Source organism: Photorhabdus sp. S10-54, from assembly GCF_963878145.1.
Taxonomy (GTDB): Bacteria; Pseudomonadota; Gammaproteobacteria; order Enterobacterales; family Enterobacteriaceae; genus Photorhabdus; species Photorhabdus kayaii.
On record NZ_CAWNXG010000003.1, the window covers coordinates 149,386 to 174,113 of the forward strand.

A 24,728-nucleotide genomic window follows, 5' to 3' on the forward strand; every position below is an offset into this window, starting at 1 on the left:
CATTGCAGTTTGTGTTTTTTCCTTTGTGGTATTTACCACGTCTGATTTTCTTCCCATAAAACTGCCCCTGAATAGCGTTCAGGAATGGTGAAGTTTGGAGCTTTTCTTATTTATGAATTTTAAATCACTTGGCTTAAGTGCTGATATTTTGCGTGCCGTTGAAGAACAAGGTTATTCAGCGCCGACGCCAATCCAACAACAGGCAATTCCTGTTGTATTAGCAGGTAAAGATTTATTAGCGAGTGCTCAAACAGGCACGGGTAAAACTGCCGGTTTTACCTTACCCATGCTGCAACGGTTAAATGATTCTCCTATTCAGATGAAAGGGCGCCGGCCAGTCAGAGCATTAATCCTGACTCCAACTCGTGAATTAGCTGCTCAAGTGGGTGAAAATGTACGCGACTACAGCAAATACCTCAGACTGCGCTCTCTGGTTGTTTTTGGCGGTGTCAGTATTAACCCTCAGATGATGAAATTGCGGGGTGGTGTGGATATTTTAGTCGCAACGCCAGGGCGGTTACTGGATCTTGAACATCAAAATGCGGTTGATTTATCACGGGTAGAAATTCTGGTATTGGATGAAGCTGACCGGATGCTGGATATGGGGTTTATTCATGATATTCGCCGGGTGCTGAATAAATTACCACCGAAACGGCAAAATTTACTGTTTTCTGCGACTTTCTCTGACGATATCAAAAAATTAGCCAATAAGTTATTGCGTGATCCTGTTAGTGTTGAAGTTGCACGTCGTAACTCTGCTTCTGAACAGATTGAACAGTTTGTTCACTTTGTCGATAAAAAACGTAAAGGTGAGCTGCTCTCTTTCTTGATCGGTAGCCGTAACTGGCAGCAAGTGCTGGTATTTACCCGAACCAAACATGGCGCAAACCGTTTGGCGGAACAGTTAAATAAAGATGGTGTAACGGCTTCTGCTATTCATGGTAATAAAAGTCAAGGGGCGAGAACCCGTGCACTGGCTGATTTTAAAGATGGCCGGATCAGAGTGCTGGTAGCGACAGATATTGCTGCCCGTGGTTTGGACATTGATCAACTGCCTTATGTGGTGAATTTTGAATTGCCTAATGTCGCTGAAGATTATGTCCACCGTATTGGTCGTACTGGTCGAGCAGATGCAACAGGGCAGGCACTTTCTCTGGTCTGTGTTGATGAGCATAAACTGTTGAAAGATATTGAACGTTTGTTAAAACGGGAGATTCCCCGTATGGCAGTTCCCGGCTATGAGCCAGATCCAACCATCAAGGCTGAACCTATTCAGAATGGCCGTCAGGCACGTGGCGATAATGGGCAGAAAAATAGCCATCGTCGTTCTGGGGTACCTTCACGTCAGCGTAGCCGCAATCATGATGTATCCCATAAATGGCCTAACGCTAGAGGTTAATGAATGCGGGTTTTACTGGCTCCGATGGAGGGTGTGCTGGATTCTTTGGTCAGGGAACTTCTGAGTGAAATCAATGAGTATGATCTGTGCATTACAGAATTCTTACGAGTTGTTGATAGCTTATTGCCAGTAAAATCTTTTTATAGGCTTTGTCCTGAATTACATAACCAAAGCCGGACACCATCCGGCACGTTGGTAAGGGTTCAGCTCTTGGGCCAATATCCGCAGTGGCTGGCAGAGAATGCGGTACGAGCGATTGAATTAGGATCTTACGGTGTTGATTTGAATTGCGGTTGCCCGTCAAAAACAGTCAATGGTAGCGGTGGCGGAGCAACGCTGCTGAAAGATCCTGAACTGATTTATCAGGGAGCGAAAGCGATACGTGAAGCGGTACCTGCTCATTTGCCTGTGACGGTTAAGGTTCGCTTGGGTTGGGATAGCGGTGATCGGCAATTCGAAATTGCTGATGCGGTACAACAGGCGGGCGCGACGGGAATTACGGTTCATGGGCGAACCAAAGAGGATGGTTACCAAGCGGAGCGTATTAACTGGCAAGCAATTGGTGAAATTCGTCAACGTCTTTCTATTCCGGTTATCGCCAATGGTGAGATTTGGGATTGGCAAAGTGCGCAGGATTGTCTGAATGTGACAGGTTGTGATGCGGTCATGATTGGGCGGGGTGCGCTTCATGTTCCTAATTTGAGCCGAGTGGTGAAATATAACGAACCAAAAATGTGTTGGCAGGACGTTGTTCAACTATTGCAAAAATATATCCGGTTGGAAAAACAGGGTGATACCGGGCAATATCATGTTGCTCGGATTAAACAGTGGCTTGGTTATTTACGCAAAGAATATGAAGAGGCGACAACGCTGTTTGAAGAGATAAGAAAGTTAAAGACATCTGCTGATATAGCACATGTGATCTCTTTGGTGTAACAGGTGATTAAGAGCAATTTAAAACCTCCCATCAGGGCTATTATTTTATTTTGCTCTTCTTTGTTATGAAGAATGAACTTGGGCAGTGCTTAGACAAAAGCATGCCCATGAACATGTAAGACCGTTACTCTTTTTGAGAATTATTTTTATTCCACTCGTCGCGAGTTATTTCCCATATTTCCGAGGGCATTCTTCCGCTAACAAAATCTTTACTCTCTAGTCTTATTAATCGCATACCACTTTTAATTGATATTTTCCTTGAAGCGATATTGTTACTGGATTTAGGCGCTCTGAGTAGGTTGCGATTTAGGGTATTAAACCAAAAATCGGTAACTATTTGGACCGCTTCGGTCATAAATCCGTTTCTATGCCATTGTGGATCTAGCCAGAAACCTCTATTATTATTTTCTTGATCATATAGTGATATCATTCCTATTATTATTGATGGCTGATCCTTCTTTCTTATAGTCCAAAACCATGCATTTCCTTTTGCCATTGATGGTAGGGCAATATTATTTATATATTTCATGGCACCATCATCTGGGTAGGGCCACGGGGTGTTTGCTGTAAGATAGCGAACAATTTCCCACTGAGGAAAGATATTTTGAATTTGTATATAATCCTTACTTTCTAAAGGATGTAATATCAATCTTCTGGTTTCTAGTTTTTTGGGTTCCATTTTGGTTTCCTTTGGTAATGCTTTATTTTAAAAAAAGTCAGATGATAATGAATTTTACTACCACTACGTGATATCTTTGTCAAAAGAATTTTAATTGATGTGATAATGGTTATTATGAATGATTTTGGTGGAGGGATGATTCATTAGTAATGTTGAAGATTATGAAGTCATAAAATGGAACCTTTAATCAAGGTTCCATTTGGTTTAAATTAAAGCAAGAGACAATACGATGAAATTAACAGGTATTATCTTCATCTTGAATAATAGATGAGAAAAGCTCTCTAATATTGCGAGATTGACCATCGTTAATTACAACAATATCATAATCAGTTGGTGGATTAGCACGATCATTAACTACAATAAAACTCATGCCGTACTCTTTGGGATAAGCATCAATATGTTGAAGTACGAGTTTTTCAATTAAACCTGTAGAAGGTTTTAAATCAGGTGCAGTAAAAGGTAAATCTGGCGTAATTTGAGTGTAATTTTTATCCTTCACGACTGAAATAAAACCGTTAACGATTAAAGTTGATATTGGATAGAGAGCCTTAATTTGCTCTAATCCTTTTACACTCCAGGCTAGGGTAACGATATCTTTACGATTGTGGATTCGGAGAAACTTACTTTCATAGCTAGATAGTAATGTTCCATTAAAAATAGATTCACTATAGGATACAAAAACGTCGTTACCGGCAGTTGGGGCAGCAAAGGAGGAAACATGAATACGAATATTGTTATTTCCTTTATCAATATAACGTCTCTTTAAATACAGACCAAGCGTAGAGGCCATCACACCGCCTAAACTGTGCCCTGTAAGAATAATATTATGTATTCCTTCTTCCAGAGCAATTTTATCAATTACCTCAATCAATGATTTTCCATAACCAGCAGGGTTATTGCTCTTTATTTGGTTGACAATATAGTCTAAAGTTATATGGGTTCCTTTTGAAATTTTAGCATCTTTGGGGGCTTTTGGATCCCAAATTGACCAGTTTTCAGTTGTGCCTACATTGAAATTCTCATCAAACCAGTTAACAGTGGACCATGAACCACGAATAACGATTCGATAATCATTTGGATTTTTGAGATCTTTTACAATGAATAAAACGTGATCATCTTTTTTATCTGTAACGCTTGTTTTCTTATTAACACTACCGACACGAAAAACAGCAGGTCCCCAAATGATAGAGAATCTATTTGCTGTCGCTTTACTACTTGCTAATGATTTTTGAATATTTTCTGAAACGAGAGCCGGTTCTGGTTGATAGGTTATTATACTCCCCGAGTTAATAATAAAGCCTAACGCGAGATTTATTTTTTGATCTTCAAGAGAAATTGTCATTTTTGTTTCCAATTTTTAATATAATGAATGCTGATCTGATGTGTTAGCTTAAACATCAATGATCAATACCTTGGGTTTTTATTTAAACAACAGAATCAAAGTTAATAATAATCTTTAAATCTGTTAAATGAGAGTATATAATTTTTTGAAGTTATTTTATTTAACAAAATAAATTATCTATTATGAACTTTAAAATAAGCGATAAAAATTACACCATGCTTTTGTAAGGTTATATTAGCTATTGAGAGTGATAATTGTGATATCTATTATCTATGGAAAATAATTTATATTGGTATCTACAAAAATGAGTGATAGTGAATGGCTGTAATTAGTGATAGATAAGAAAAATAATTTATTTACGCTATTTAATTATATACCCAATGGATTTCAAGATGCATCGCGACGGCAAGGGAGCGAATCCCCGGGAGCATAGCGAACTATGCGACCGGGGTGAGAGAGTGCAGCCAACAAAGAGGCAACTTGAAAGATGACGGGTATAATTTATTGCAATGAATGGAACCCTTAATATAAGATTCCATTACTGATGAATCAAAAAATATATTACAATATGGTAAGGTTAGTAATATTGTTCTAATCTTTAATTAGAGAACTGAAACAGTCATGAATATGTTTAGATAAGTTATTGTCAACCACAACAATATCGCAATCAGTCGGTATCGTTGAATTGCCATGAACTTCTTTGTAAGTCATTTGATAATGTTTTGGATATGCCTTGATATGTTGAAATCCTATACTATCAAGTAAGTTTTGATGTTTATTTAACTTCTCTGAAAAAGAGCACTCTGGGGAGAGTTGGGTATAGTTTATATGGTGGGTTTTGTGGATATAAATCTCAACTCCAATTGTTAGTATTGGATAGAGTTTCTCAATTTTCCTCAAATCATTTTTAGCCCATGCTAATGGAACGATATCATTGATATTATGAATTCTCAGAAAATTACTTTCATAAACGTTAGGGCTTAATGTTCCTTTAAAAACAGAGTCAGAATAGGAGGCGAAAATATCATTGCCGGCAGTTGGGCCTGCGAAGGAGCAAGTGTGAATACGTATATTGTTGTTGTTGATGTAGTGCCTTTTAAGATATAAGCCAATAGTAGAGGCTAGTAAACCACCCAAACTATGCCCCGTGACGGTAATATTCAGTATCTTATCTTTCCTTTCTTCTGTGGTAATTTCATCAAGTTTATCGATGAGTGATACGTTGTTCTCATTAAGAGGTTTACCTTGAATAAGGGATTTTAATGCTAAGTCTGTTCCATGGGAGATCTTAGCATCTTTAAATTCTTGAGGAATATTTGTGTCCCACTTCGACCAGTCTACAGTTTTAGATACATGAAGATCTTCATCAATTTCGTTAATCTTAGACCAGGTTCCCCGAATGATAAGGCGATAGTCACTTGGATTATCGATATTTTTCACAATCATGACAACGTGATCATATTTTTTGTCATGGTGTTTTTCATTAATACGGAACACAGCCGGTCCCCAAATAATAGAGAATTTATCTGCTGTTGCCTTACTGTTTTTAAGTGATTGTTTAATATCACATTCAATGGTTTTTATTTTGTCTGATTTGTCAGATATTTCTCCAGAATTAATAATAAGGCTTAACGCGAGATTTAATTTTTGCTCTTCAAGAGATATAGTCATTTTTTACCCCTCCCATTTTTTCATATGGTAAATGTTGATCTGATGCTTTGGCTCAAACATCAAGGTTTAATTTTTTGAGTCTTCCGTTTAAATAAAAATATAGTTAAGTTTAAAGTTAATAATGAATTTTGAATTTGTCAAATATGTGCAAAGGGTTTTTAATGTTATTTTATTTGACAACACGTAAATTATTTATTATGAAATTAAAGGTAAGTGATAAAAATGACATGTTAAATAATTCTATAAAAATATCATTACATCTTTGAAAGGTTATTTATAACGCTGCTTATGGAAAGTCATTTATTGCAATGAATGGAACCTTTAATAAAGGCTCCACTTATATTATACATAATAAGATTATGTAATATTGATTTTATCTTTGGTTAGAAATTTGAAGAGATCGACAATACTTTCGGATAGGCTATCATTAACTACAACAATATCGTAATCAGTCGGTATATTTGAATTATCATCAATGGTGATAAAACTCATATCATACTCTTTGGCATAGGCATGAGTATGTTGATTGCCAATATTAACCAGTAAATCATCAAACGACACTATTGGTGATATTGGAATCTGTGAATGAATAGGGAAATCTGGGGAAATTTGAGTGTAATTCTTATTAAAGACAGAGAGGATGAGAGCATTAATTGTTACAGTTAACACTGGATAGATAGCTTTAACTTCCTCCAAATCTTTTATATGCCAGGCTAGGGGAACCACATCCATGCTATTATGAATTCTTAGAAAATTACTTTTATAACCGGCTACTGATATGTCATTGAAAATAGATTCAGAGTAGGATGCGAAAACATCGTTACCAGCAGTTGGTCCTGCAAAAGCACAAACATTAATCCGAATATTATTATTTCCTTTATCAAGATATCGTCTCTTTAGATATAAACCAATGGTAGAAGATAGTACGCCTCCCAAACTGTGTCCTGTAATAGTAATGTTTTGTATTCCTTCTTTTAGGGCTATTTTATCAATCGCATCAGTGAGAGATTCTCCATAACCCGGAGAATTATTGCTTTTCATTTGGTTAATAATATAGCCTAATGCCATGTCGGTTCCATAGGCTATCTTGGCATTTTCAGGTGATCTTGAATCCCATCGTGCCCAGTCTTGAGTTTCACAGACAATAATATCTTCATTAAGCCAGTTAATATCGGACCATGATCCCCGAATAACAACGTGATAGTCATTTGGATCATAGCGATTTTGCACAATGAATAAAACATGATCGTCTTTTTTATCTATAACGCTTTTTTTCCTACCAACGTCATCAACACGAAACACTGCGGGTCCCCAAATGATAGTGAATTTATTTGCTGTAGCTTTACTGCTTTCTAACGATCTTTGGATATTTTCTGAAACAATGCCCGGTTCTGGTTTACTGGTTTTGATTCCTCCAGAGTTTATAATGAAGCTGAGCGCGAGATTTATTTTTTGATCTTCACGAGAAATAGTCATTTTTACTCCCTATTTTTTCATGTAATAAGTGTTAATGCGAGGTATCGGTCTAAATATCAAGATTTAATTCTTTTGCTCTTCCATTTAGACAAAAACAGAATTTAACTTAAAGTTAATAATAACTTTCAAATCTGTCAAATAATTACATCGGTTTTTTGATATTATTTTATTTGACAGAAATATAAATTATTTATTTAGAAATTAAAAGTAAACTATCAGAATTATATATTTAATAATCATGTGTAAATATTATTGTTATCTTTTTGGATTATTTTTTTCTCAAGAATGATAATATATAAATAGCGTTGAGATTATCTCTATGAATAATTTCATTGAAAATGATTGTAAGTCATTGATATTCACATGATATATTGGGGAAAGTGATTCTTTATTATATTTTAATAATTATCGTTTAATGGAACCTTTGTAATAAGGCTCCATTAAATTTAGATGAAATATAGATAAAGTGTAATTAATTTATGCGACATTAATATTATCATTCAGGCAGAGGTATCTGTAAAAAATAATCTACAATATCTTGAGATAGGTTACTATTAATAACCACAAGATCATCAATAGGTGGTTGAGTACCGTCATTAACTTCCACTAAATTCATGCCATATTGATTAGCGTAGGCTTTAATATGTTGAAAAACAACTTGCTTATTGAGATCTAATTTTAAAATAGGTGCCGTAAAAGATAAATCTGGCGTGAGTTTGGTGTAATTCTTATCTTTTACAAGCAGAACAATCTTTTTAAATCTGTTAATTAATTTCTCATCTAATTTAATTAATGGCTCATAGATAGTTGGAATTTTTTCTAATCCATCCAGGTTCCAGATGAGGGAAATGACATCTTTTTGATTATGAACCCTTAAGAAATGGCTTCTATAGCTGGTTGCTGAAGAGTGGTTAAAAACAGATTTAATGTAAGAGGCAAAAACGTCATTACCGGTATTTGGATTGGCGAAGGAGCAAACATGAATACGAATATTATTGTTACCTTTATTAAGGTATAAGCGTTTTAAATATAATCCAAGTGTAGAGGCGAGAATACCACCTAAACTGTGCCCGGTGATGGTAATATTATGTATGCCTTTTTCCGAAGCAATTTTATTAATTGCTTCAATGAGTGATTCTCCATGACCAGGAATATTGTTACTTTTTACTTGATTAACAATATAGTTTAATGCTATGTGGGTTCCATAAGAAATCTTAGCGTCTTTAAACTCTTCAGGAATGTTTGGATCCCAAAGTGACCAATTTACAGTTTCGTGTACAGCGAAGTTTTCAACCTGCCAGTTGACATCAGACCATGATCCACGGATAACGATGCGATAATCATGGGGAATTTTGCGATTTTTTACAATGAATAAAACGTGATCGTCTTTATTATCTTTAGTGTTTTTTCCATTATCAACACGAAAAACAGCGGGGCCCCAAATAATAGAAAATCTGTTGGCTGTCACTCTGCTCTTTTCCAGTGATGTTTGAATATCTTCTGCAACCATAGTTGGCTCTGGTTTTTCAGTTATTATACTCCCCGCACCACTGATAAAGCTGAGTGCGAGATTTATTCTTTGATCTTTAAGAGAAATAGTCATTTTTACTCTCCATTTTTATAATATAAATTTTGATATTATGCTCTGGTAAAAGTATCAATATCCAACTTTTTTATAACCCATTGCATAGGGATATTTTATTTTTACACCTTTGTGGTAAAACGTGGAACAGGGTAATATTCCAGATAAAAATCAATGGGTTTTAAACCCATCTTGGTGCTGATCTCCTTATGTATTTCCTCTAAAGACAATCCCTATTGGAATAATATCTTAATCTTATTTTTAAATAAAAAACAGAGTTGAATTTTAAGTTGATAATAATAATATTTGAATTTGAAAATATATTTATTTCATTGTTTTATGTAACTATGATTGATAAAAATAATATTGATTGAAGAATGAAAAATTAAATTGACAAATGGAATTGTGAAATATAACGATATGGAAATTATTTGATTGGATGCTATTTAATTACTGAAAAACATATCTATACCCAATGGATTTCAAGATGCATCGCGACGGCAAGGGAGAGAATCCCCGGGAGCATAGCAAACTATGTGACCGGGGTGAGCGAGTGCAGCCAACAAAGAGGCAACTTGAAAGATAATGGGTATATTTGTTTATATTAAATAATTAGAGGGCATAGAGTAAATATGCCCTATGGCATTTAATTATTTTTCAAGTGGCAAAGCATCATCTGCTCCCCATTCAGCCCATGAGCCGTCATATAAATAAACATCTTGCTTGCCGATGATATCTAAACCCAGTACCAAAACGGCCGCGGTCATACCTGATCCACAACTGGCAATAACTGGTTTGTTTAAATCGACATCTTGCTTACGGAAAATATCTGTAATTTCATTTGCGGATTTAAAATGACCACTTTCTACTAACATGGTCCACGGAACGTTTTTACTACCGGGAATATGGCCCATTCTTAATCCGGGACGCGGTTCTGGTGCTTTAGCTTGAAAACGGTCTGTTGCTCTGGCATCGACAATTTGGGTCTGTTGATCATTGAGAGAATCCAGAATTTGTTCCAGAGATTTCACTTTGTCGGCATTGAAATTGGCACTAAAGATTTGAGGATTGCGTTTCACTTCACCTGATTCTGTTGGCAATCCTGCCTGTTGCCAACCTTGTAAGCCGCCATCAAGAATACGGACGTTATGGCTACCGAATATCTTAAATGTCCACCATGCACGAGGAGCAGAAAACATATTGCCTTGGTCGTAAATCACGACTAAATGATTTTTACTGATCCCCATTGCGCCAACAGCCTGACTAAAAGTTTGCGGGTCGGGCAGCATGTGAGGTAATCCACTTTGATGATTGGCAATTTTGTCTAAATCAAAAAATTGGGCGCCGGGAATATGGGTATCCAGCCAAAGTTTATGACAATCAATCTGTTGAGGTGGTGGTGGGGCGGTTGCATCAAGGATGACGAGATTCTTATCATCAAGATGATCTTTTAGCCATTGTGGAGTGACAAAGTATGCGTTATTCATGGGGTCCCTCACTTGATACGAAGATGAATTAGATACAAGGATAAAATAGCCCTATTGGGATAGGCATTACGTGTTACAGCCCGTTATTGTTGTTGTGCCGGCGCTGTGGTGGTTTCTGGTTGTTGGCTGGTTGGTGATTCTATCGGTGTGGTTGAACGGGTATACATATTAAGGCCCGCCAAGAATACGCCGCCAATTGAACCAAATGCAAAGATAGCGATGAAAATGATAAGGAGCTTTTTCATTATTGTTCTCAGGTGTTGTAGAAAATAGGCAGTATATAGCGTTCTGAATAGCTGACAAGGTGCTCACCAATTTAATGATTATTGCCTCGACATGAAGCTGATTTCATTTCTGCTCTGTGGGACAATAGCGCTCCGATTTCATAGCAGTAGAATCCAATGGCACTTTCCAATTCAATAAAAAATCAGATAAGTCAGTGGTATAAGATATTACCTCAACATATTAATGGTTTTATTTCTCGTACTCCGCAGCGGCAGATGATTGCCGAAGTTGCAAAAACGCTTGCGGATCAGGAAGGTCGTCATTTGGTTATTGAGGCACCAACGGGAATCGGTAAAACCCTTTCTTACCTGCTACCTGGGATTGCTATCAGCAGAGCGGAAAGTAAGCCATTGGTCGTGAGTACGGCGAATGTCGCTTTACAAGATCAGATTTACAGTAAAGACCTTCCTCTGTTGCGTAAAATTATTCCCGATCTGAAATTTACCGGTGCTTTTGGTCGTGGTCGTTATGTTTGCCCACGCAATCTTGACGCTATCTGTGCAACCGAGAGTGAGCAGATCGATCTTATGTTTTTGGTTGAGGACAAAACAGAGCTTGCCAGTAGTGAAGAGAGGGAATTGTGTCGTCGGTTGCGTAGTGATTACACAACTTTTGCCTGGGATGGGTTGCGTGATCACCATAAATTGGCTTTGTCCGATGCTTTGTGGGGGAAAGTGAGTACGGATAAAGCAAATTGTTTGGGACGTAACTGTCAGTATTATCATCGTTGCCCATTTTTTATTGCTCGCCGTGAGATAGAAAATGTCGATGTGGTGGTCGCTAACCATGCGTTAGTGATGGCGGCATTGGAGAGTGAATCGGTACTCCCTGATGCTAAAAATTTGTTATTGGTACTCGACGAAGGACACCATATACCGGATGTTGCCAGGGATTCTCTGGAAGTGGAGGGGGAAATCACTCTGTTTCAACTTAATGGTCAATTAGATACTTTTGTTCGTCATGTTGAGCAATATCTGGTGCAGTTCCATCCGGCAAAGCCACCACGCTTAGCTAATGCCAGTCGCCTTAATGAACACAGTGAAAAACTACGAGAATGCTTTAGAGAGCTTGCAATTATCACTCAGGCGTTTTTACCTGATAAGAATGAAATAGATGAGTATCTGTTTGAGATGGGTAAATTACCGGATAACTTGCTACTTTGCTGCCAGCAGCTATTTAAATTGACTGACGGTTTACGGGGTTTGGCAGAAGCGATACTGAATGATTTGACTGAGCGGACGGCTAAACAGGATATTGTCAGATTGCATCGGTCTATTTTGCATACTAGTCGTACGCTTGGATATTTTGAAAATATGACTAAGCTGTGGCGTTTAGCAGCGTTGGAAGAGTCATCCAGTGCGCCGGTATCAAAATGGCTTAGACGCCGTGATGAGAAAAATCAGTCACACCTCTATTTCCATTGTGCCGGTATCAGAGTCAGCGAACAGCTTAATCAACTGCTTTGGCGTAGCATTCCTCATGTGGTTGTGACATCGGCAACGCTTCGTTCTCTGAATAGTTTTTCCCGTATTCAGGAGTTGACTGGGTTGACTGAAAAAGCAGGTGACCGTTTTGTCGCATTGTCATCACCTTTTGATCATGTACGGCAGGGCAAACTGGTTATTCCCAAAATGTCATGGGAGCCGACACTGCACAATGAAACCGCTCATTTGCAAGAGATGGCGTGTTATTTCAGAGCTCAACTGCTGAGGCAGCAACATAAAGGCATGTTGGTTTTGTTCAGCAGTCAGAGGGCGATGGATATCTTTCTCTCTTATGTAACAGATTTACGTCTGATGTTACTTGTGCAAGGGGATCAGCCACGTTATCGGTTAGTGGAAACACATTGTCAGCGTATCAATGAAGGGCAGTGTAGTGTTTTGATTGGATTGCAATCTTTTGCCGAAGGTTTGGATTTAAAGGGGGATTATCTGTCCCAAGTTCACATTCAAAAAATCTCATTTCCGCCAGTGAATAATCCAGTCATTATTACTGAAAGCGAATGGTTGAAATCACTTAAACGTTATCCTTTTGAAGTGCAGAGTTTACCAAGTGCTTCTTTTAGCCTGATTCAGCAAGTAGGAAGACTTATCCGTAGCCATGAATGTTATGGTGATGTGGTGATTTATGACAGGCGCTTACTGAGCAAAAGGTATGGCCCAAGATTGTTGCAGGCGCTGCCCATTTTCCCTATTGAACAGCCGGAGGTTATTTCAGAGACGGAAATTGAGAACATAAAAAAGAGATAACTAGCAAGGAATAGTAAATCTACCCAAAATCGAGGTTTATTTTTACTCTTAGCAAAAAATGTCGGCCTTTTACGCCACCCTCTTTATAGGGGGCGGCTAATTTGGTAAATAAAATCGATAGAAAAGGCGATTTATCCTACTTTTTTCAGAAAACAGGTTTTTAATACTAACCCTCTGATTTTATCTGCGTTACATTCGATTTCATCGTCACGATGGGTAAGACGGATATTTTTAATCAAAGTGCCGCGTTTTAACGTTGCTGATGTGCCTTTTACTTTTAGATCTTTGATGACCTGTACAGAATCGCCATCATTAAGTAGGGTGCCATTACTGTCTTTTACTTCGGTGTCCATTTTATTATTTCCTCAAGTTATTTCTGAAAATAAGTGTGGATTATAGACAATTTGTGCTGATTATTAAAGGATATGGCGAAATTTGTCCGTGCCGGGTATTGGGTGATGAAAGGATAATGCAAACAAGCCCCATTGTTAACAGGGGCCTGTAGGTTTCAGAGTTCTTAATTTGGCGGCTCTTTATATTTTTACTGCTCAACACTTGCTTCAATAAACCATAAGAATTTGCCGAGATCACGAGAGGCGGTAGTTAACATATCTGCGGTGTTTTCATCCTCAATTTCATCCAGTGCTTTGCGGATATCGTTAGCGACAACAGCATAACGGTCGGCCAGCGCTTTTAGATGATCCTGCACGTCATGGATATTTGTTGGGTAGCTTTTCAGTGCTGTGTGTCTATTAACTTCCTGTACGGTGCCGAGAGCTATTCCACCAAGTTGTACGACTCTTTCTGCAAAGATATCCGAATGTTCAATAATCGTGGCACGAAAGATATCCAGCATTTCATGGATGGAAATAAAATTTTTGCCACGCATGTTCCAATGTGCTTGTTTGGTAAGCAGCGAAAGATCAATAAATTGGATCACCATATGGTTCAGAATTTCAATTGTTTCCTGCTTAATGTCATCATCGACATCATTACGAGTATAAAGTAGTGTGGATGTCTCTATTTTGACTAATTTGGCAGTCTCCATAATAATTTTCCCTTGATGTTAATAATGAGTCTTTCATTGATGAGATAAATGTAACTCGATATTAGTCTTAAGTCATATATACCCGTTATCTTTCAAGTTGCCTCTTTGTTGGCTGCACTCGCTCACCCCGGTCACATAGTTTGCTATGCTCCCGGAGATTCACTCCCTTGCCGTCGCGATGCATCTTGAAATCCATTGGGTATAGCTTATTCCTATTAAATCAATAGTTAATTTTTATAAGAAAATATTTACCATGAAATTCTTCAATTAATATTGAAAAGTATAATAATTTATCAGGTAAATCTGTGTGAGTAATTTTTTCATGAATCAGTTTTTTATTTATAAAAAAACCGGAGAATGACTTTATTCCTCCGGCTTCTATTTTATTTCGATTAAATAAAATAATTAATCGACTTCGGTGATTTTAGGTTTTCCTTTTATTGTTGACGTAGAACCGATGGAGGCAAAAATAATACAGAACAGTGCCAGCCATTGCGTTATAGTTAAATGCTCATTCAGAAACGCAATACCAGATAGTGCACCCAATGCGGGTTCAAGGCTCATTAGAGTACCAAATGTTTGTGCAGGTAAACGGGTTAGAGCAATCATTTCCAGTGTATATGGGAATGCGGTAGATAGAATTGCAATTGCCAGTGCCAGAGGGAGAATAGACATATCAAATAATAGCTCTGGCCCTGTTTGTATTAAACCGATAGGGAAAAATATCATAGCAGCGATAAATGAACCAATAGATACAGTTGCTGCTCCATGACCTGCCCCGGCGCGTTGGCCGAAAATAATATACAGCGCCCAACAAACCCCGGCGCTGAGTGCATAAATAACCCCTATAGGATCTAAACTATCAACATTATTATTGCCAATAGGTAGTAGGAAAAATAAGCCAGCGATAACCAACGCCACCCAAAGAAAATCTATTGGTCGACGTGATGAGAACATGGCTACAGCCAGTGGGCCGGTAAATTCAAGGGCCACGGCAATACCTAAAGGAATAGTTGTCAGTGCCATATAGAATGTATAATTCATCGCGCCAAGAGCAATACCATATGTAAGCAGTGGCATGATGGATTTTCGGCTAAAACGCAAGCGCCAGGGTTTAAAAATAATAAACAGAATGATAGTTCCAAGACCTAGGCGCAGTGCGGTAACACCTGGTGCACCGATGACCGGAAACAGCGTTTTGGCAAGAGAAGCACCACCCTGAATTGATGTCATGGCAAGCAGTAACAGTATTACAGGTATTAATGGAAAGGTGCTCTTTTGGAGCTTGGAAGGAGACATCCGGGCAAAACCTCAAATTAAAATCAAGTGATCTGACCGATAATCTTCGCAGTGAAATGCAGATAACTCAATAGGTTTAGAGAATATAATTTTAGCGAAATATTTTTCATTTATTAGACCATATTATATGGTTATAGTGAAATTAAATTTCATTATTGGTATATAATTCTGGTATAAATTTACATTGTATTTTAATATGTTGATAATTTAGGGATGACAAGTGATGAAGGTATTTACTACAATCTGGTTAATGTTTGATTTTATATCATAATAATTAAGTATAAGTTATGATTAATGCTAATGTATTGAATGTGAAAAAACTATTTTTATTTTGTTTTTTTATATCAGTTTTATAAGTGAGTTGTATGATTGTGATACTAACGTATAATCTTGGTTTTCATGTGAAGATAAAGTAACAGGAGCTGAGATAATGAAAAGTATTGCGGTTTATTGTGGTTCAAGCTTGGGTATATCTGAAATCTATAAAGAGAATGTCATTATCTTCGCAAAGGAATTGGTTAAACGTAATCTTACACTTATTTATGGTGGCGCCAGTGTGGGTATTATGGGAACTGTTGCGAATACGGTTTTGGCAGAGGGCGGGAAAGTGATTGGTGTTATTCCAACATTATTGGAAGCACGGGAAATATCACATAAAAATCTGACTGAATTATACGTTGTTGAAACGATGCATCAGCGTAAAAACAAAATGATTGAATTAGCTGATGGTTTTGTTGCTTTACCTGGTGGCTTTGGTACGTTGGAAGAGTTTAGTGAGGTATTTACCTGGAATCAGATTGGGTTACATACGAAACCTTGCGGTATTCTTAATATTAATAACTTTTATGATCCACTAATTGCCATGATCAATAAAATGGTTGATGAACAATTCTTACATGAAAAATATCGTCATATGGCAATAATTGAACAGGATCCGGCCATCTTACTTGATCGTTTCAATACTTATCGGGCGCCGTCTATAAAAACATATTAAAAGCAGCTCTATAATTAAAATAGTATTATTATGATGAGAGAGTTATACAGGAATGGTAATAATAAGTAAGAATTCATAATTGATTAAGATGGGAAAGAAATTATCTCTTTAAATAAACCATTCCTGTTGTATAGATATTAATTAAAATATCTTCTCACAGGAATGGTTGTTAATAATGCTGATTAAGTATTAGCTTACAATCATATATTCTACTACTGGATTATTACCGCCATCTGCTGTATAGGATAAATGTAAATCATCACCTAAATAATCAGTTGAGATTGAGTAGCTGCTGCTGCCAATCAGAGGATTGCTCCATGTAATATAAACGCTATAGATTTCGCCTTTGCTATCTACAAATACATAGGTACAGCGCCCTGCAACACCACCTAACAGGCTGTTTGAATCACTTCTCCAAATCGCTTTTCCAGGCGTGTTATCATTGCTTCTATTAATGACTTGAGGAGGAAGAGTGGTCCACTCACCTTGATCCAGACGAATAGAATCCTGAATAAGTTTAAGTTTATATACTGATTTGTTAGTTACTTTTGCAATAACGCTGATTGGTGCTTTTAAGGAGATTGCTTCGATCTCTGACATAGTATTACCTCTTGTGATTGATTTTAAAAATATAATTAATAAATTCCAAGATTTTAATTCAACCTGTTATGGTTATATAAAATAACTTGGGGCGTAACCAACTTTCTTAGCTATATTTGATAGCTTATTTTTACTTCTTATTAGAATTCCATTTCTTTATGTTTCCTGAAGATCAATTTTTATATCTGAGTATTTTTATTTATCGTTATCACCATTTTATTACCATTTTTGATAATTTTAATCTTTTAAAAGATTAAAATTAAAAGCAAACTATCTATTCATTGGTGTAGATAAAAAGATTTATTTTGTCTCGATGTTTTTTAAGATACCTTTTCTCTCAGATAAAAGTCAATTTTTTTGCTCTTTGTGTTTTATTATAAAATAACAACCGGTTAATTATATTTTCGTACTTAAAAACGCAGATATAAATGATAAAATATGTCTATGTTTTTAATAAATAATATATAAAACAACTATAATGACAAACAAAAATAGATTGCTAGGTCTATGATGAATGAATAATAATTTTATTGTTTTTTGAACATTAATTCATCATTATATTGATGAGATGTTAATATGTTGTAATATTGAATGAGTATAACTTAGCAACAGATTGTATTTATTTTGAATAGCTATAAACGCATTAATTTGATAAGTCTTTCTTATTGCTAAGAAGTTTATTGATTTATTGATTAACAAATATTTGGATAATGGGATGAAATTATATTCACTATAGGGACTATTACATCCTTGATGAAAATATCATAAAAAAATTAAATTGTTATAAATGTAATGTCATTGGTTATTAATATGTTTATTTTCGGTGTGTCATTATTGATTTTTCTTAATTTTCTTCTTCGTGTTTGATTTGAGAGCACATTCCGCATCAAATTAAATCACAGTATCGTTTTGTCATTCAGAGTACCAATAGAAAGCTTGTTGCTATTTTATTAAAAGTAAAAAATCAAAGCAGTCTATTTTTAGATATTAGTCGCCAGATCTTGCAAGCAAGCTTTTAAGCTGGCGGAATGCCCTGGGACTCCAGGGCTTCTCACGAGTCTGAAGTCTGTTTTAGCGAATGAATTTTCGGTACGATATAAATTAATTAGCTCGAATAACGCTCAAAACTCTCCGCGATCTCTTAACACTATTGTGGCATAATGCGCCGCTACCGATTTTTCCGATTTTCCTTTTGTTTCTAAATGTAAGAGCGAATGCAGTGTTAAGTACAAACAACATCACCATGCAATTTGGCAGTAAGCCCCTGTTTGAAAACATTTCTGTCAAGTTTGGCAACGGTAACCGTTATGGTCTGATTGGCGCTAATGGTTCCGGTAAATCTACTTTTATGAAAATTCTGGGAGGTGATCTGACACCCTCTGCCGGCAATGTCAGCACCGATCCCAATGAGCGTATTGGTAAACTGCGTCAGGATCAGTTTGCTTTTGAAGAGTTCACGGTGTTGGATACCGTGATTATGGGGCACACGGAACTGTGGCAGGTAAAGCAGGAGCGTGACCGCATCTATGCAATGGCAGAAATGAGTGAAGAGGATGGCTATCGCGTTGCGGATCTGGAAGTCGCTTATGGCGAGATGGATGGTTATAGTGCCGAAGCGCGAGCCGGAGAGTTGTTGCTAGGCGTGGGTATTCCAGTAGAACAGCATTACGGTTTGATGAGCGAAGTGGCGCCCGGCTGGAAATTGCGTGTATTGCTGGCTCAAGCGCTGTTTTCTAATCCTGATGTTCTGTTATTGGATGAACCAACGAACAACCTGGATATCGATACGATTCGTTGGTTAGAGCAAATACTGAATGAACGAAATAGCACCATGATCATTATTTCCCATGATCGTCACTTCCTGAATACAGTTTGTACTCATATGGCTGATCTCGATTACGGTGAGTTGCGTCTGTTCCCCGGTAATTATGATGAATATATGGTTGCCGCCACTCAGGCCCGTGAACGTCTGCTAGCTGATAATGCGAAGAAAAAAGCACAGATTGCGGAGTTACAATCTTTTGTCAGCCGTTTTAGCGCTAATGCTTCTAAATCAAAACAGGCGACTTCCCGTGCTCGTCAGATTGATAAAATCCAGTTGGAAGAAGTTAAAGCATCCAGCCGTCAGAATCCTTATATTCGTTTTGAGCAGGATAAGAAATTATTCCGTAATGCCCTGGAAATAGAAGGTTTAACTAAAGGTTATGACAATGGCCCTCTGTTTAAAAATCTTAATCTCTTGCTGGAAGTTGGTGAGAAACTCGCTGTTATTGGTGCTAACGGTATTGGTAAAACAACTTTCTTGAAAACGCTCGTTAGTGAAACAGAGCCAAATAGCGGCACAGTTAAATGGTCTGAAAATAGCAGCATTGGTTACTATGCTCAGGATCATGCCCATGATTTTGACTGCGATCTGACGGTTTTTGACTGGATGAGTCAATGGAAGAGAGAAGGGGATGATGAACAAGCTGTTCGTAGCGTGTTAGGCCGTTTGTTGTTCAGCCAAGATGACATTAAGAAAAAAGTCAAAGTATTATCGGGTGGCGAAAAAGGGCGGATGCTATTTGGTAAGTTGATGATGCAACAGCCAAATATTCTGATAATGGATGAACCAACAAACCACTTGGATATGGAATCCATTGAATCCCTGAACCTTGCGCTTGAATTGTATAAAGGTACTTTGATATTTGTTTCTCATGATCGGGAATTTGTGAGTTCCTTGGCAAGCCGAGTTATGGAAATTAAATCTGATAAAGTCATTGATTTCAAAGGTACTTATGATGAGTATCTGAGAAGTCAGGGAATTATTGAGTAATAATTTTATGAGATAAATCGCCCCGGTGGAGATAACCGGGGCGTGTTATTTCTGTTGTGTGTTATTTATAGCAGTGTGTTATTTCTATCGGTGGATAGAATTAACTGCTGCACACTTCGCAATTGGGATCTTTAAGTAACTTAATATCACGAAATTGCATCGTCATTGCATCAAACAATAAAACCTTTCCGCTGTTGACTTTGCCATATCCAGTAAGGAGTTTGATGGTTTCCATTGCTTGTAGTGTACCGATGGTACCGACTAATGGCGCCATAACTCCCGTTTCTACACATGTTAGATTGTTTTCGCCAAACAGTCTGCTCAGGCAACGGTAGCAGGGAGCATCTGATTGATAAGTAAATGTAGTGAGTTGTCCTTCCATGCGAATAGCTGCGCCGGAAACCAGAGGCGTTTTCTTTGCCAGACACGAGAGGTTCAGTTGTTCGCGGATTGCCACATTATCAGTACAATCCAAGACAACATCATTCTGGCTGATGAGCTTATCTAGCGCTTGATCTTCTAGTAATCCATTAACGGTTTTAATCGTGACATGTGGGTTTATTGCCCGGAGCGTCAACTGGGCTGAATGCACCTTAGCCATGCCGATACGTTCGTCCCGATGCAGGATCTGCCGTTGTAGGTTCGAGAGAGAAACGGTATCAAAATCCAGTAGTGTTATTGTTCCCACACCTGCTGCGGTCAAATACTGGGATGCTGCGCAACCTAAACCACCGGCACCGACTATCAGGATCGCCGAAGATTTCAATTTTTCCTGACCGTCAAAATCAAACCCGCGTAGAACAATCTGACGGTTATAGCGTAGGGTTTCTGTGTCTGTGAGTTCAATGGTCATTATTCATTTTTCAGTAAGTGATTGAACAATTCGATTTCAACATTTTCACCAATTTCTACCCGCCCACGTTCACGTTCCAGAACAATGAAGCAGTTCCCCTGAGTGAATGAACTAAATATATGAGAACCTTGATGCCCTGTCGTACAGACTTCTAATTGACCTTGTTCATTCACCGAAGCAATACCTCGTTGGAAATCCATTCTTCCCGGTGTCTTTTTCAATGGTGTGGTGACCTTGGCGCACATACGCATAGGGGGTTGCCATGCCGTAAAACCGGATAGATGCGCGATTAAAGGTTGAACTAATTGATAGAAAGTGAGAACGGCTGAAACTGGATTACCGGGCAAACCACAGAACCAGGCGTTTTTTAGTTTGCCAAAAGCGAAAGGTTTACCCGGTTTAATTGCCAGTTTCCAGAAACAGATTTCGCCTAATTCATCCAGTATCTGTTTGGTGTAGTCTGCTTCACCCACAGAAACACCACCACTGCTGATAACTAAATCAGCTTGTTGATCTGCTTCACCAAAAACATGGCGTAAGGCTTGGGGATTGTCTGCAATAACCCCTAAATCAATAACGTCGCAATCCAGTTTCTCCAGCATTAGTCGAACGGCAAGACGGTTGGTATCATAAATTTGGCCTTCCTTAAGTGGGTGACCGATAGCTTGTAGCTCATCACCGGTCGAAAAAATGGCGACTTTTAATTTGCGAACTACTTCAACGTCGGTGATGCCTAAAGAGGCAATCAGGGGTAACTGAGCGGTGGATAATTTGCTGCCTGCCGGTAGTACTACCGCACCTTCAGTAATATCTTCGCCGGCCAGCCGGATATTCTGGCCTTGCTTGGCTGGCTGAGTGAAGACGATGCCATCATCAGTAATCTCTGCGTGTTCTTGCATAATGACCGTATCAGCGCCTGTGGGAATAGGCGCGCCAGTCATAATGCGGATACAAGTTGCAACCGGCCATTCTCCTTGAAAAGGTGCGCCTGCAAGTGCTTTTCCTGCCAGAGGCAGTGGTTTACAGCTATTTAAATCCGTATAGCGCACGGCATAACCATCCATTGCTGAGTTAGCAAAGGGAGGCACATTGATAGGAGAAATAATATTTGTTGCAGTGATGCGTCCTGATGTTTGCGGGAGGTTGACGGTTTCTGTATCAGTCAGTGGTGTAACTTGTGTCAGAAATTTTTCCAACGCCTGCTGCAAAGAGATCAATCCAGAGGTGTGACAGTGATCCATAATGATGCTCCCAGATAAGGTTTTTCATTAATGGCATTATGACAGAGATCATCCTATGTGTGAGTGATATTTGGCTTTGATGAGTATCCTATGTTTCATAAATGCGGCGATATTGGTATCGGTGGTCCAAAGCGCCGCAACATGTGATAAATATGCAGAACATGACGATTAACCTGGCATCAGGGAGTTTGCTGTTGTCATAGCCAGGTTAGAAAGCAAGTAAGCGCTTATAAGGTTTGACCACTGTCAACGGTTATGATTTGTCCTGTCATCGATTCTGCTTTTAACAGCATCAAGGTTATTTCTGCAACATCTTCTGGCGTTGAAATTCTTTCTAAGGGCAAATAAGTGCAAAGCGTATGCATTTTCTCTTCTCTCCCTTTCCACCATCTTGTTTCAACGGCGCCTGGCGCTACGCAGTTAACCCTGACCGATGGAGCCAGTACCCGAGCTAAGGATCTTGTCAGTCCGTGAACCGCTGATTTGGAAGCGGCATAGGGGATACAAGAACCTAGGCCTGTTTCGCCGGCGATACTACCGACATTCACGATAGCACTCCCCGTTCTTGCTTTAAGATAAGGTGCAGCATACCGGCAACAATGAAATGTGCCTTTCACATTAACATCAATAATGGTATCCCAAATATCGCTAGATATGGCATCAAGATCTTCAAATTGAAGTTGTCTGGTTGTCGCCGCGTTATTTACCAGATAGTCGATCCCGCTAAACTTTTCCACGACGGTGTTTATCATTGCCTGCACAGCTGATTCGTCGGCAACATCCGCTTTTATCGCGATAGCTTGCCCCCCATCCTTGATAATGGCTTCTGTTGTTTCCAGCGCTTCAAGTTCACTTTGTGAATAGATCACTGCGACCGCAGCACCTTGTTTCGCCAGCATAATACTGATAGCCCGTCCTATACCGGTTCCACCACCGGTTACAATGGCTGTCTTACCTTGAAATGCTTTATACATAACAATGCTCCTTAATTAATATTTGTACATGACATGATGAATCATATCTCTTATAGACAGGTTTGTTAGTACCATTTTGGTATTATTGTGTGGAAGCCTGACTAATTCAGCTAATGTTGTGTTGTAAAACTCGATTTAACCTTAATATACCCTATGGATTTCAAGGTGCATCGCGGCGGCAAGGGAGCGAATCCCCGGGAGCATAGATAACTATGTGACCGGGGTGAGTGCAGCCAACAAAGAGGCAATTTGAAAGATGACGGGTATAGACGTAACTTGGAAGAGGTAAAGTAAATAAGTGGAGCAGAGTACGAAAATTCATATACGCTGACATTCCAGATACTGTAATTAATTGCTTACTGATTTTTTATTTATGGGCAGAAATAATTTACGTTTTTCTGGGAATTTTGTTAATTAAAAGTGTGTATTGTATTTGATTTCTGTTTTGGATTGTGAGAAATAAATTAAAAAAATAATATCTTATGGCTATGAACAATTCAATGTCTCCTCAACAAAGTCACCACTACCTAGCTTTTCATATCGCAATGAGTGGATTTTTGGCGCTGGTCGTCGCTATGGGAATTGGGCGTACTGCTTTCACTCCTCAAGTACCTTTAATGATCGCAGAATTCCAGTTTAGTCTGACTGGGGCCGGTATTGTTGCGGCTTTTAACTATTTGGGATATCTGGCCGGCTCCTATGATGCAATGCGGGCGCGCCGTTTGATTGAATATCGGCTTTGGGCCGGATTATGGGGAGCAGTGATTATCACATTGCTCTCTGCACTATTGTATGGGGCGATATTGCACAGTATCGCCCGTTTTTTTATTGGTTGGGCGAGTGGTTGGACATTGGTGTTAGTAACATCATGGGCCAATGAACAGTTGGCTAAATTGAATCGTCCTGCGTTGAGTGCTGCCATATTTGCGGGGCCGGGAGTCGGGATATTCGTTACTGGTATCCTTGCTATCGGTATTCAAGCATGGCAAGTGAGTGCTTCCGAAGCATGGATGTTGTATGGCATTTTGGCGCTGATTTGCAGTATCTATATTAGTCGGCATTTGCCCCGTAGTGGTGAGTTACACCGTTCACAGGCTGAGGTGAAGAAACTGACTTTGACACCTGCAATTAAGCGGCTGGTATGGGGCTACAGCTTAGCGGGCTTTGGTTATATTTTACCTGCGACTTTTCTTTCACAAATGGCAAGTGATCGTTTCCCTGGCAGCTTGTTTGCACAGTTTGTCTGGCCAATATTTGGTGGTGCCGCAGTTATCGGCATCGGTTTTGCTATTCTGACCCGTCATATGCTGACAACGCAAATCCGGCTTGCGATCACTTTATGGATTCAGGCTGTGGGCATTCTTATCGCTGAGATCATTCCGGGAATAGGTGGTCTGGCATTAAGCTCTTTGTTGGTTGGTGGTGGTTTTATGTGTGTGGTGCAAATAGGGTTTCAGTATGGGCGTGAATTAGCACCAGAACATAGCCGTTATATGGCTGGGTTATTAACCACCGGATATGCTGTCGGGCAGCTTATTGGGCCGATGCTGTCAGCGGTTTCTACCGCAATAACCGGGAGATTGGAGCCAGCATTATATGTTGCATTGATTACCTTGGTCATTGCCGGGTTATTGGTTTGTAACAGGAATGAACCGACCAGTGAAATGCGTGTGTAAAAAATTCATATAATTATGAAAAGCAATCACTGGATAATCACCACGTGCTCATTTACAGTGTGTGCAATAGTTATCTGTTAGTTGTGATTGTTTCAGTGATGGTATACCCAATGTATTTTAAG

At 38.6% G+C, this 24,728-nt stretch carries 20 protein-coding genes; 6 read left to right on the forward strand and 14 right to left on the reverse strand.

The window, feature by feature from the left end; translation table 11 throughout:
* The first annotated feature begins 112 nt into the window (after positions 1-112).
* Positions 113-1,399, forward strand: a complete 1,287-nt coding sequence (rhlE, locus tag AACQ83_RS02985; RefSeq protein WP_112876143.1) for an ATP-dependent RNA helicase RhlE — start codon at positions 113-115, stop codon at positions 1,397-1,399.
* A 3-nt stretch (positions 1,400-1,402) separates the two neighbouring features.
* A complete protein-coding gene (dusC, locus tag AACQ83_RS02990) occupies positions 1,403-2,335 on the forward strand; it encodes a tRNA dihydrouridine(16) synthase DusC (protein WP_112876142.1) in 933 nt (310 codons plus the stop codon).
* A 124-nt stretch (positions 2,336-2,459) separates the two neighbouring features.
* On the opposite strand, the gene AACQ83_RS02995 is transcribed toward dusC, so the two are convergent.
* The 7 genes from AACQ83_RS02995 to AACQ83_RS03025 form a co-directional block, all read right to left on the reverse strand.
* Positions 2,460-3,014, reverse strand: a complete 555-nt coding sequence (locus tag AACQ83_RS02995; protein WP_112876141.1) for a GNAT family N-acetyltransferase — start codon at positions 3,012-3,014, stop codon at positions 2,460-2,462.
* Positions 3,015-3,249: 235 nt separating this feature from the next.
* Positions 3,250-4,356 (reverse strand): lipase family protein, encoded by a 1,107-nt coding sequence (locus AACQ83_RS03000; protein WP_112876140.1) that lies wholly within the window; start codon positions 4,354-4,356, stop codon positions 3,250-3,252.
* Positions 4,357-4,947: 591 nt separating this feature from the next.
* Positions 4,948-6,027 carry a lipase family protein gene (locus AACQ83_RS03005; RefSeq protein ID WP_112876139.1) on the reverse strand — a complete coding sequence of 360 codons (1,080 nt, stop codon included), beginning with the start codon at positions 6,025-6,027 and terminating at the stop codon, positions 4,948-4,950.
* A gap of 357 nt (positions 6,028-6,384) precedes the next feature.
* Entirely contained in the window at positions 6,385-7,503 is a 1,119-nt protein-coding gene (locus AACQ83_RS03010; RefSeq protein ID WP_112876138.1) for a lipase family protein, read from the reverse strand.
* Positions 7,504-7,999: 496 nt separating this feature from the next.
* Positions 8,000-9,106, reverse strand: a complete 1,107-nt coding sequence (locus AACQ83_RS03015) for a lipase family protein (protein WP_192880963.1) — start codon at positions 9,104-9,106, stop codon at positions 8,000-8,002.
* 629 nt (positions 9,107-9,735) lie between these two features.
* Positions 9,736-10,572, reverse strand: a complete 837-nt coding sequence (gene sseA, locus AACQ83_RS03020) for a 3-mercaptopyruvate sulfurtransferase (RefSeq protein WP_112876137.1) — start codon at positions 10,570-10,572, stop codon at positions 9,736-9,738.
* Positions 10,573-10,655: 83 nt separating this feature from the next.
* Entirely contained in the window at positions 10,656-10,817 is a 162-nt protein-coding gene (locus tag AACQ83_RS03025; RefSeq protein WP_167405280.1) for a hypothetical protein, read from the reverse strand.
* 156 nt (positions 10,818-10,973) lie between these two features.
* Between AACQ83_RS03025 and dinG the strand changes: the two genes are divergently transcribed.
* Positions 10,974-13,106 carry an ATP-dependent DNA helicase DinG gene (gene dinG / locus AACQ83_RS03030; RefSeq protein ID WP_112876136.1) on the forward strand — a complete coding sequence of 711 codons (2,133 nt, stop codon included), beginning with the start codon at positions 10,974-10,976 and terminating at the stop codon, positions 13,104-13,106.
* 131 nt (positions 13,107-13,237) lie between these two features.
* Here the strand turns inward: dinG and AACQ83_RS03035 are convergent, their stop codons facing one another.
* The 3 genes from AACQ83_RS03035 to rhtA all read right to left on the reverse strand — a co-directional run bounded on the left by AACQ83_RS03035 (position 13,238) and on the right by rhtA (position 15,453).
* Complete coding sequence (locus AACQ83_RS03035; RefSeq protein WP_112876135.1) at positions 13,238-13,459, reverse strand: alkylphosphonate utilization protein; 222 nt, start codon at positions 13,457-13,459, stop codon at positions 13,238-13,240.
* Positions 13,460-13,647: 188 nt separating this feature from the next.
* Entirely contained in the window at positions 13,648-14,154 is a 507-nt protein-coding gene (gene dps / locus AACQ83_RS03040) for a DNA starvation/stationary phase protection protein Dps (RefSeq protein WP_112876134.1), read from the reverse strand.
* A gap of 405 nt (positions 14,155-14,559) precedes the next feature.
* The gene (rhtA, locus tag AACQ83_RS03045) at positions 14,560-15,453 is read right to left on the reverse strand and encodes a threonine/homoserine exporter RhtA (protein ID WP_112876133.1); all 894 of its coding nucleotides are present in this window, start codon (positions 15,451-15,453) and stop codon (positions 14,560-14,562) included.
* A 430-nt stretch (positions 15,454-15,883) separates the two neighbouring features.
* Here rhtA and AACQ83_RS03050 point away from each other — a divergent pair, with 430 nt between their 5' ends.
* Entirely contained in the window at positions 15,884-16,447 is a 564-nt protein-coding gene (locus tag AACQ83_RS03050) for an LOG family protein (RefSeq protein ID WP_112876132.1), read from the forward strand.
* Positions 16,448-16,636: 189 nt separating this feature from the next.
* Here the strand turns inward: AACQ83_RS03050 and AACQ83_RS03055 are convergent, their stop codons facing one another.
* Positions 16,637-17,047 (reverse strand): toxin, encoded by a 411-nt coding sequence (locus tag AACQ83_RS03055; protein WP_112876131.1) that lies wholly within the window; start codon positions 17,045-17,047, stop codon positions 16,637-16,639.
* Between the two features lie 1,219 nt (positions 17,048-18,266).
* Between AACQ83_RS03055 and AACQ83_RS03060 the strand changes: the two genes are divergently transcribed.
* Entirely contained in the window at positions 18,267-19,862 is a 1,596-nt protein-coding gene (locus AACQ83_RS03060; protein ID WP_112876130.1) for an ABC-F family ATPase, read from the forward strand.
* 100 nt (positions 19,863-19,962) lie between these two features.
* On the opposite strand, the gene moeB is transcribed toward AACQ83_RS03060, so the two are convergent.
* From moeB to AACQ83_RS03075, 3 genes are all read right to left on the reverse strand, one after another.
* Positions 19,963-20,715, reverse strand: a complete 753-nt coding sequence (gene moeB / locus AACQ83_RS03065) for a molybdopterin-synthase adenylyltransferase MoeB (RefSeq protein WP_112876129.1) — start codon at positions 20,713-20,715, stop codon at positions 19,963-19,965.
* Entirely contained in the window at positions 20,715-21,956 is a 1,242-nt protein-coding gene (moeA, locus tag AACQ83_RS03070; RefSeq protein WP_112876128.1) for a molybdopterin molybdotransferase MoeA, read from the reverse strand. The genes moeB and moeA overlap by 1 nt, the downstream gene beginning before the upstream one ends.
* 227 nt (positions 21,957-22,183) lie before the next feature.
* Complete coding sequence (locus tag AACQ83_RS03075) at positions 22,184-22,930, reverse strand: SDR family NAD(P)-dependent oxidoreductase (RefSeq protein ID WP_112876127.1); 747 nt, start codon at positions 22,928-22,930, stop codon at positions 22,184-22,186.
* A gap of 488 nt (positions 22,931-23,418) precedes the next feature.
* Between AACQ83_RS03075 and AACQ83_RS03080 the strand changes: the two genes are divergently transcribed.
* Positions 23,419-24,606, forward strand: coding sequence for a YbfB/YjiJ family MFS transporter (locus tag AACQ83_RS03080; RefSeq protein ID WP_370446034.1), 1,188 nt, complete (start codon positions 23,419-23,421; stop codon positions 24,604-24,606).
* Positions 24,607-24,728: the final 122 nt, after the last annotated feature.

Bases quoted from the DNA above. Each gene is read 5' to 3' on its own strand.
- rhlE (WP_112876143.1), top strand. From the start codon at position 113: ATGAATTTTAAATCACTTGGCTTAAGTGCTGATATTTTGCGTGCCGTT.
- dusC (WP_112876142.1), top strand. From the start codon at position 1,403: ATGCGGGTTTTACTGGCTCCGATGGAGGGTGTGCTGGATTCTTTGGTC.
- AACQ83_RS02995 (WP_112876141.1), bottom strand. From the start codon at position 3,014: ATGGAACCCAAAAAACTAGAAACCAGAAGATTGATATTACATCCTTTA.
- AACQ83_RS03000 (WP_112876140.1), bottom strand. From the start codon at position 4,356: ATGACAATTTCTCTTGAAGATCAAAAAATAAATCTCGCGTTAGGCTTT.
- AACQ83_RS03005 (WP_112876139.1), bottom strand. From the start codon at position 6,027: ATGACTATATCTCTTGAAGAGCAAAAATTAAATCTCGCGTTAAGCCTT.
- AACQ83_RS03010 (WP_112876138.1), bottom strand. From the start codon at position 7,503: ATGACTATTTCTCGTGAAGATCAAAAAATAAATCTCGCGCTCAGCTTC.
- AACQ83_RS03015 (WP_192880963.1), bottom strand. From the start codon at position 9,106: ATGACTATTTCTCTTAAAGATCAAAGAATAAATCTCGCACTCAGCTTT.
- sseA (WP_112876137.1), bottom strand. From the start codon at position 10,572: ATGAATAACGCATACTTTGTCACTCCACAATGGCTAAAAGATCATCTT.
- AACQ83_RS03025 (WP_167405280.1), bottom strand. From the start codon at position 10,817: ATGAAAAAGCTCCTTATCATTTTCATCGCTATCTTTGCATTTGGTTCA.
- dinG (WP_112876136.1), top strand. From the start codon at position 10,974: ATGGCACTTTCCAATTCAATAAAAAATCAGATAAGTCAGTGGTATAAG.
- AACQ83_RS03035 (WP_112876135.1), bottom strand. From the start codon at position 13,459: ATGGACACCGAAGTAAAAGACAGTAATGGCACCCTACTTAATGATGGC.
- dps (WP_112876134.1), bottom strand. From the start codon at position 14,154: ATGGAGACTGCCAAATTAGTCAAAATAGAGACATCCACACTACTTTAT.
- rhtA (WP_112876133.1), bottom strand. From the start codon at position 15,453: ATGTCTCCTTCCAAGCTCCAAAAGAGCACCTTTCCATTAATACCTGTA.
- AACQ83_RS03050 (WP_112876132.1), top strand. From the start codon at position 15,884: ATGAAAAGTATTGCGGTTTATTGTGGTTCAAGCTTGGGTATATCTGAA.
- AACQ83_RS03055 (WP_112876131.1), bottom strand. From the start codon at position 17,047: ATGTCAGAGATCGAAGCAATCTCCTTAAAAGCACCAATCAGCGTTATT.
- moeB (WP_112876129.1), bottom strand. From the start codon at position 20,715: ATGACCATTGAACTCACAGACACAGAAACCCTACGCTATAACCGTCAG.
- moeA (WP_112876128.1), bottom strand. From the start codon at position 21,956: ATGGATCACTGTCACACCTCTGGATTGATCTCTTTGCAGCAGGCGTTG.
- AACQ83_RS03075 (WP_112876127.1), bottom strand. From the start codon at position 22,930: ATGTATAAAGCATTTCAAGGTAAGACAGCCATTGTAACCGGTGGTGGA.
- AACQ83_RS03080 (WP_370446034.1), top strand. From the start codon at position 23,419: ATGAACAATTCAATGTCTCCTCAACAAAGTCACCACTACCTAGCTTTT.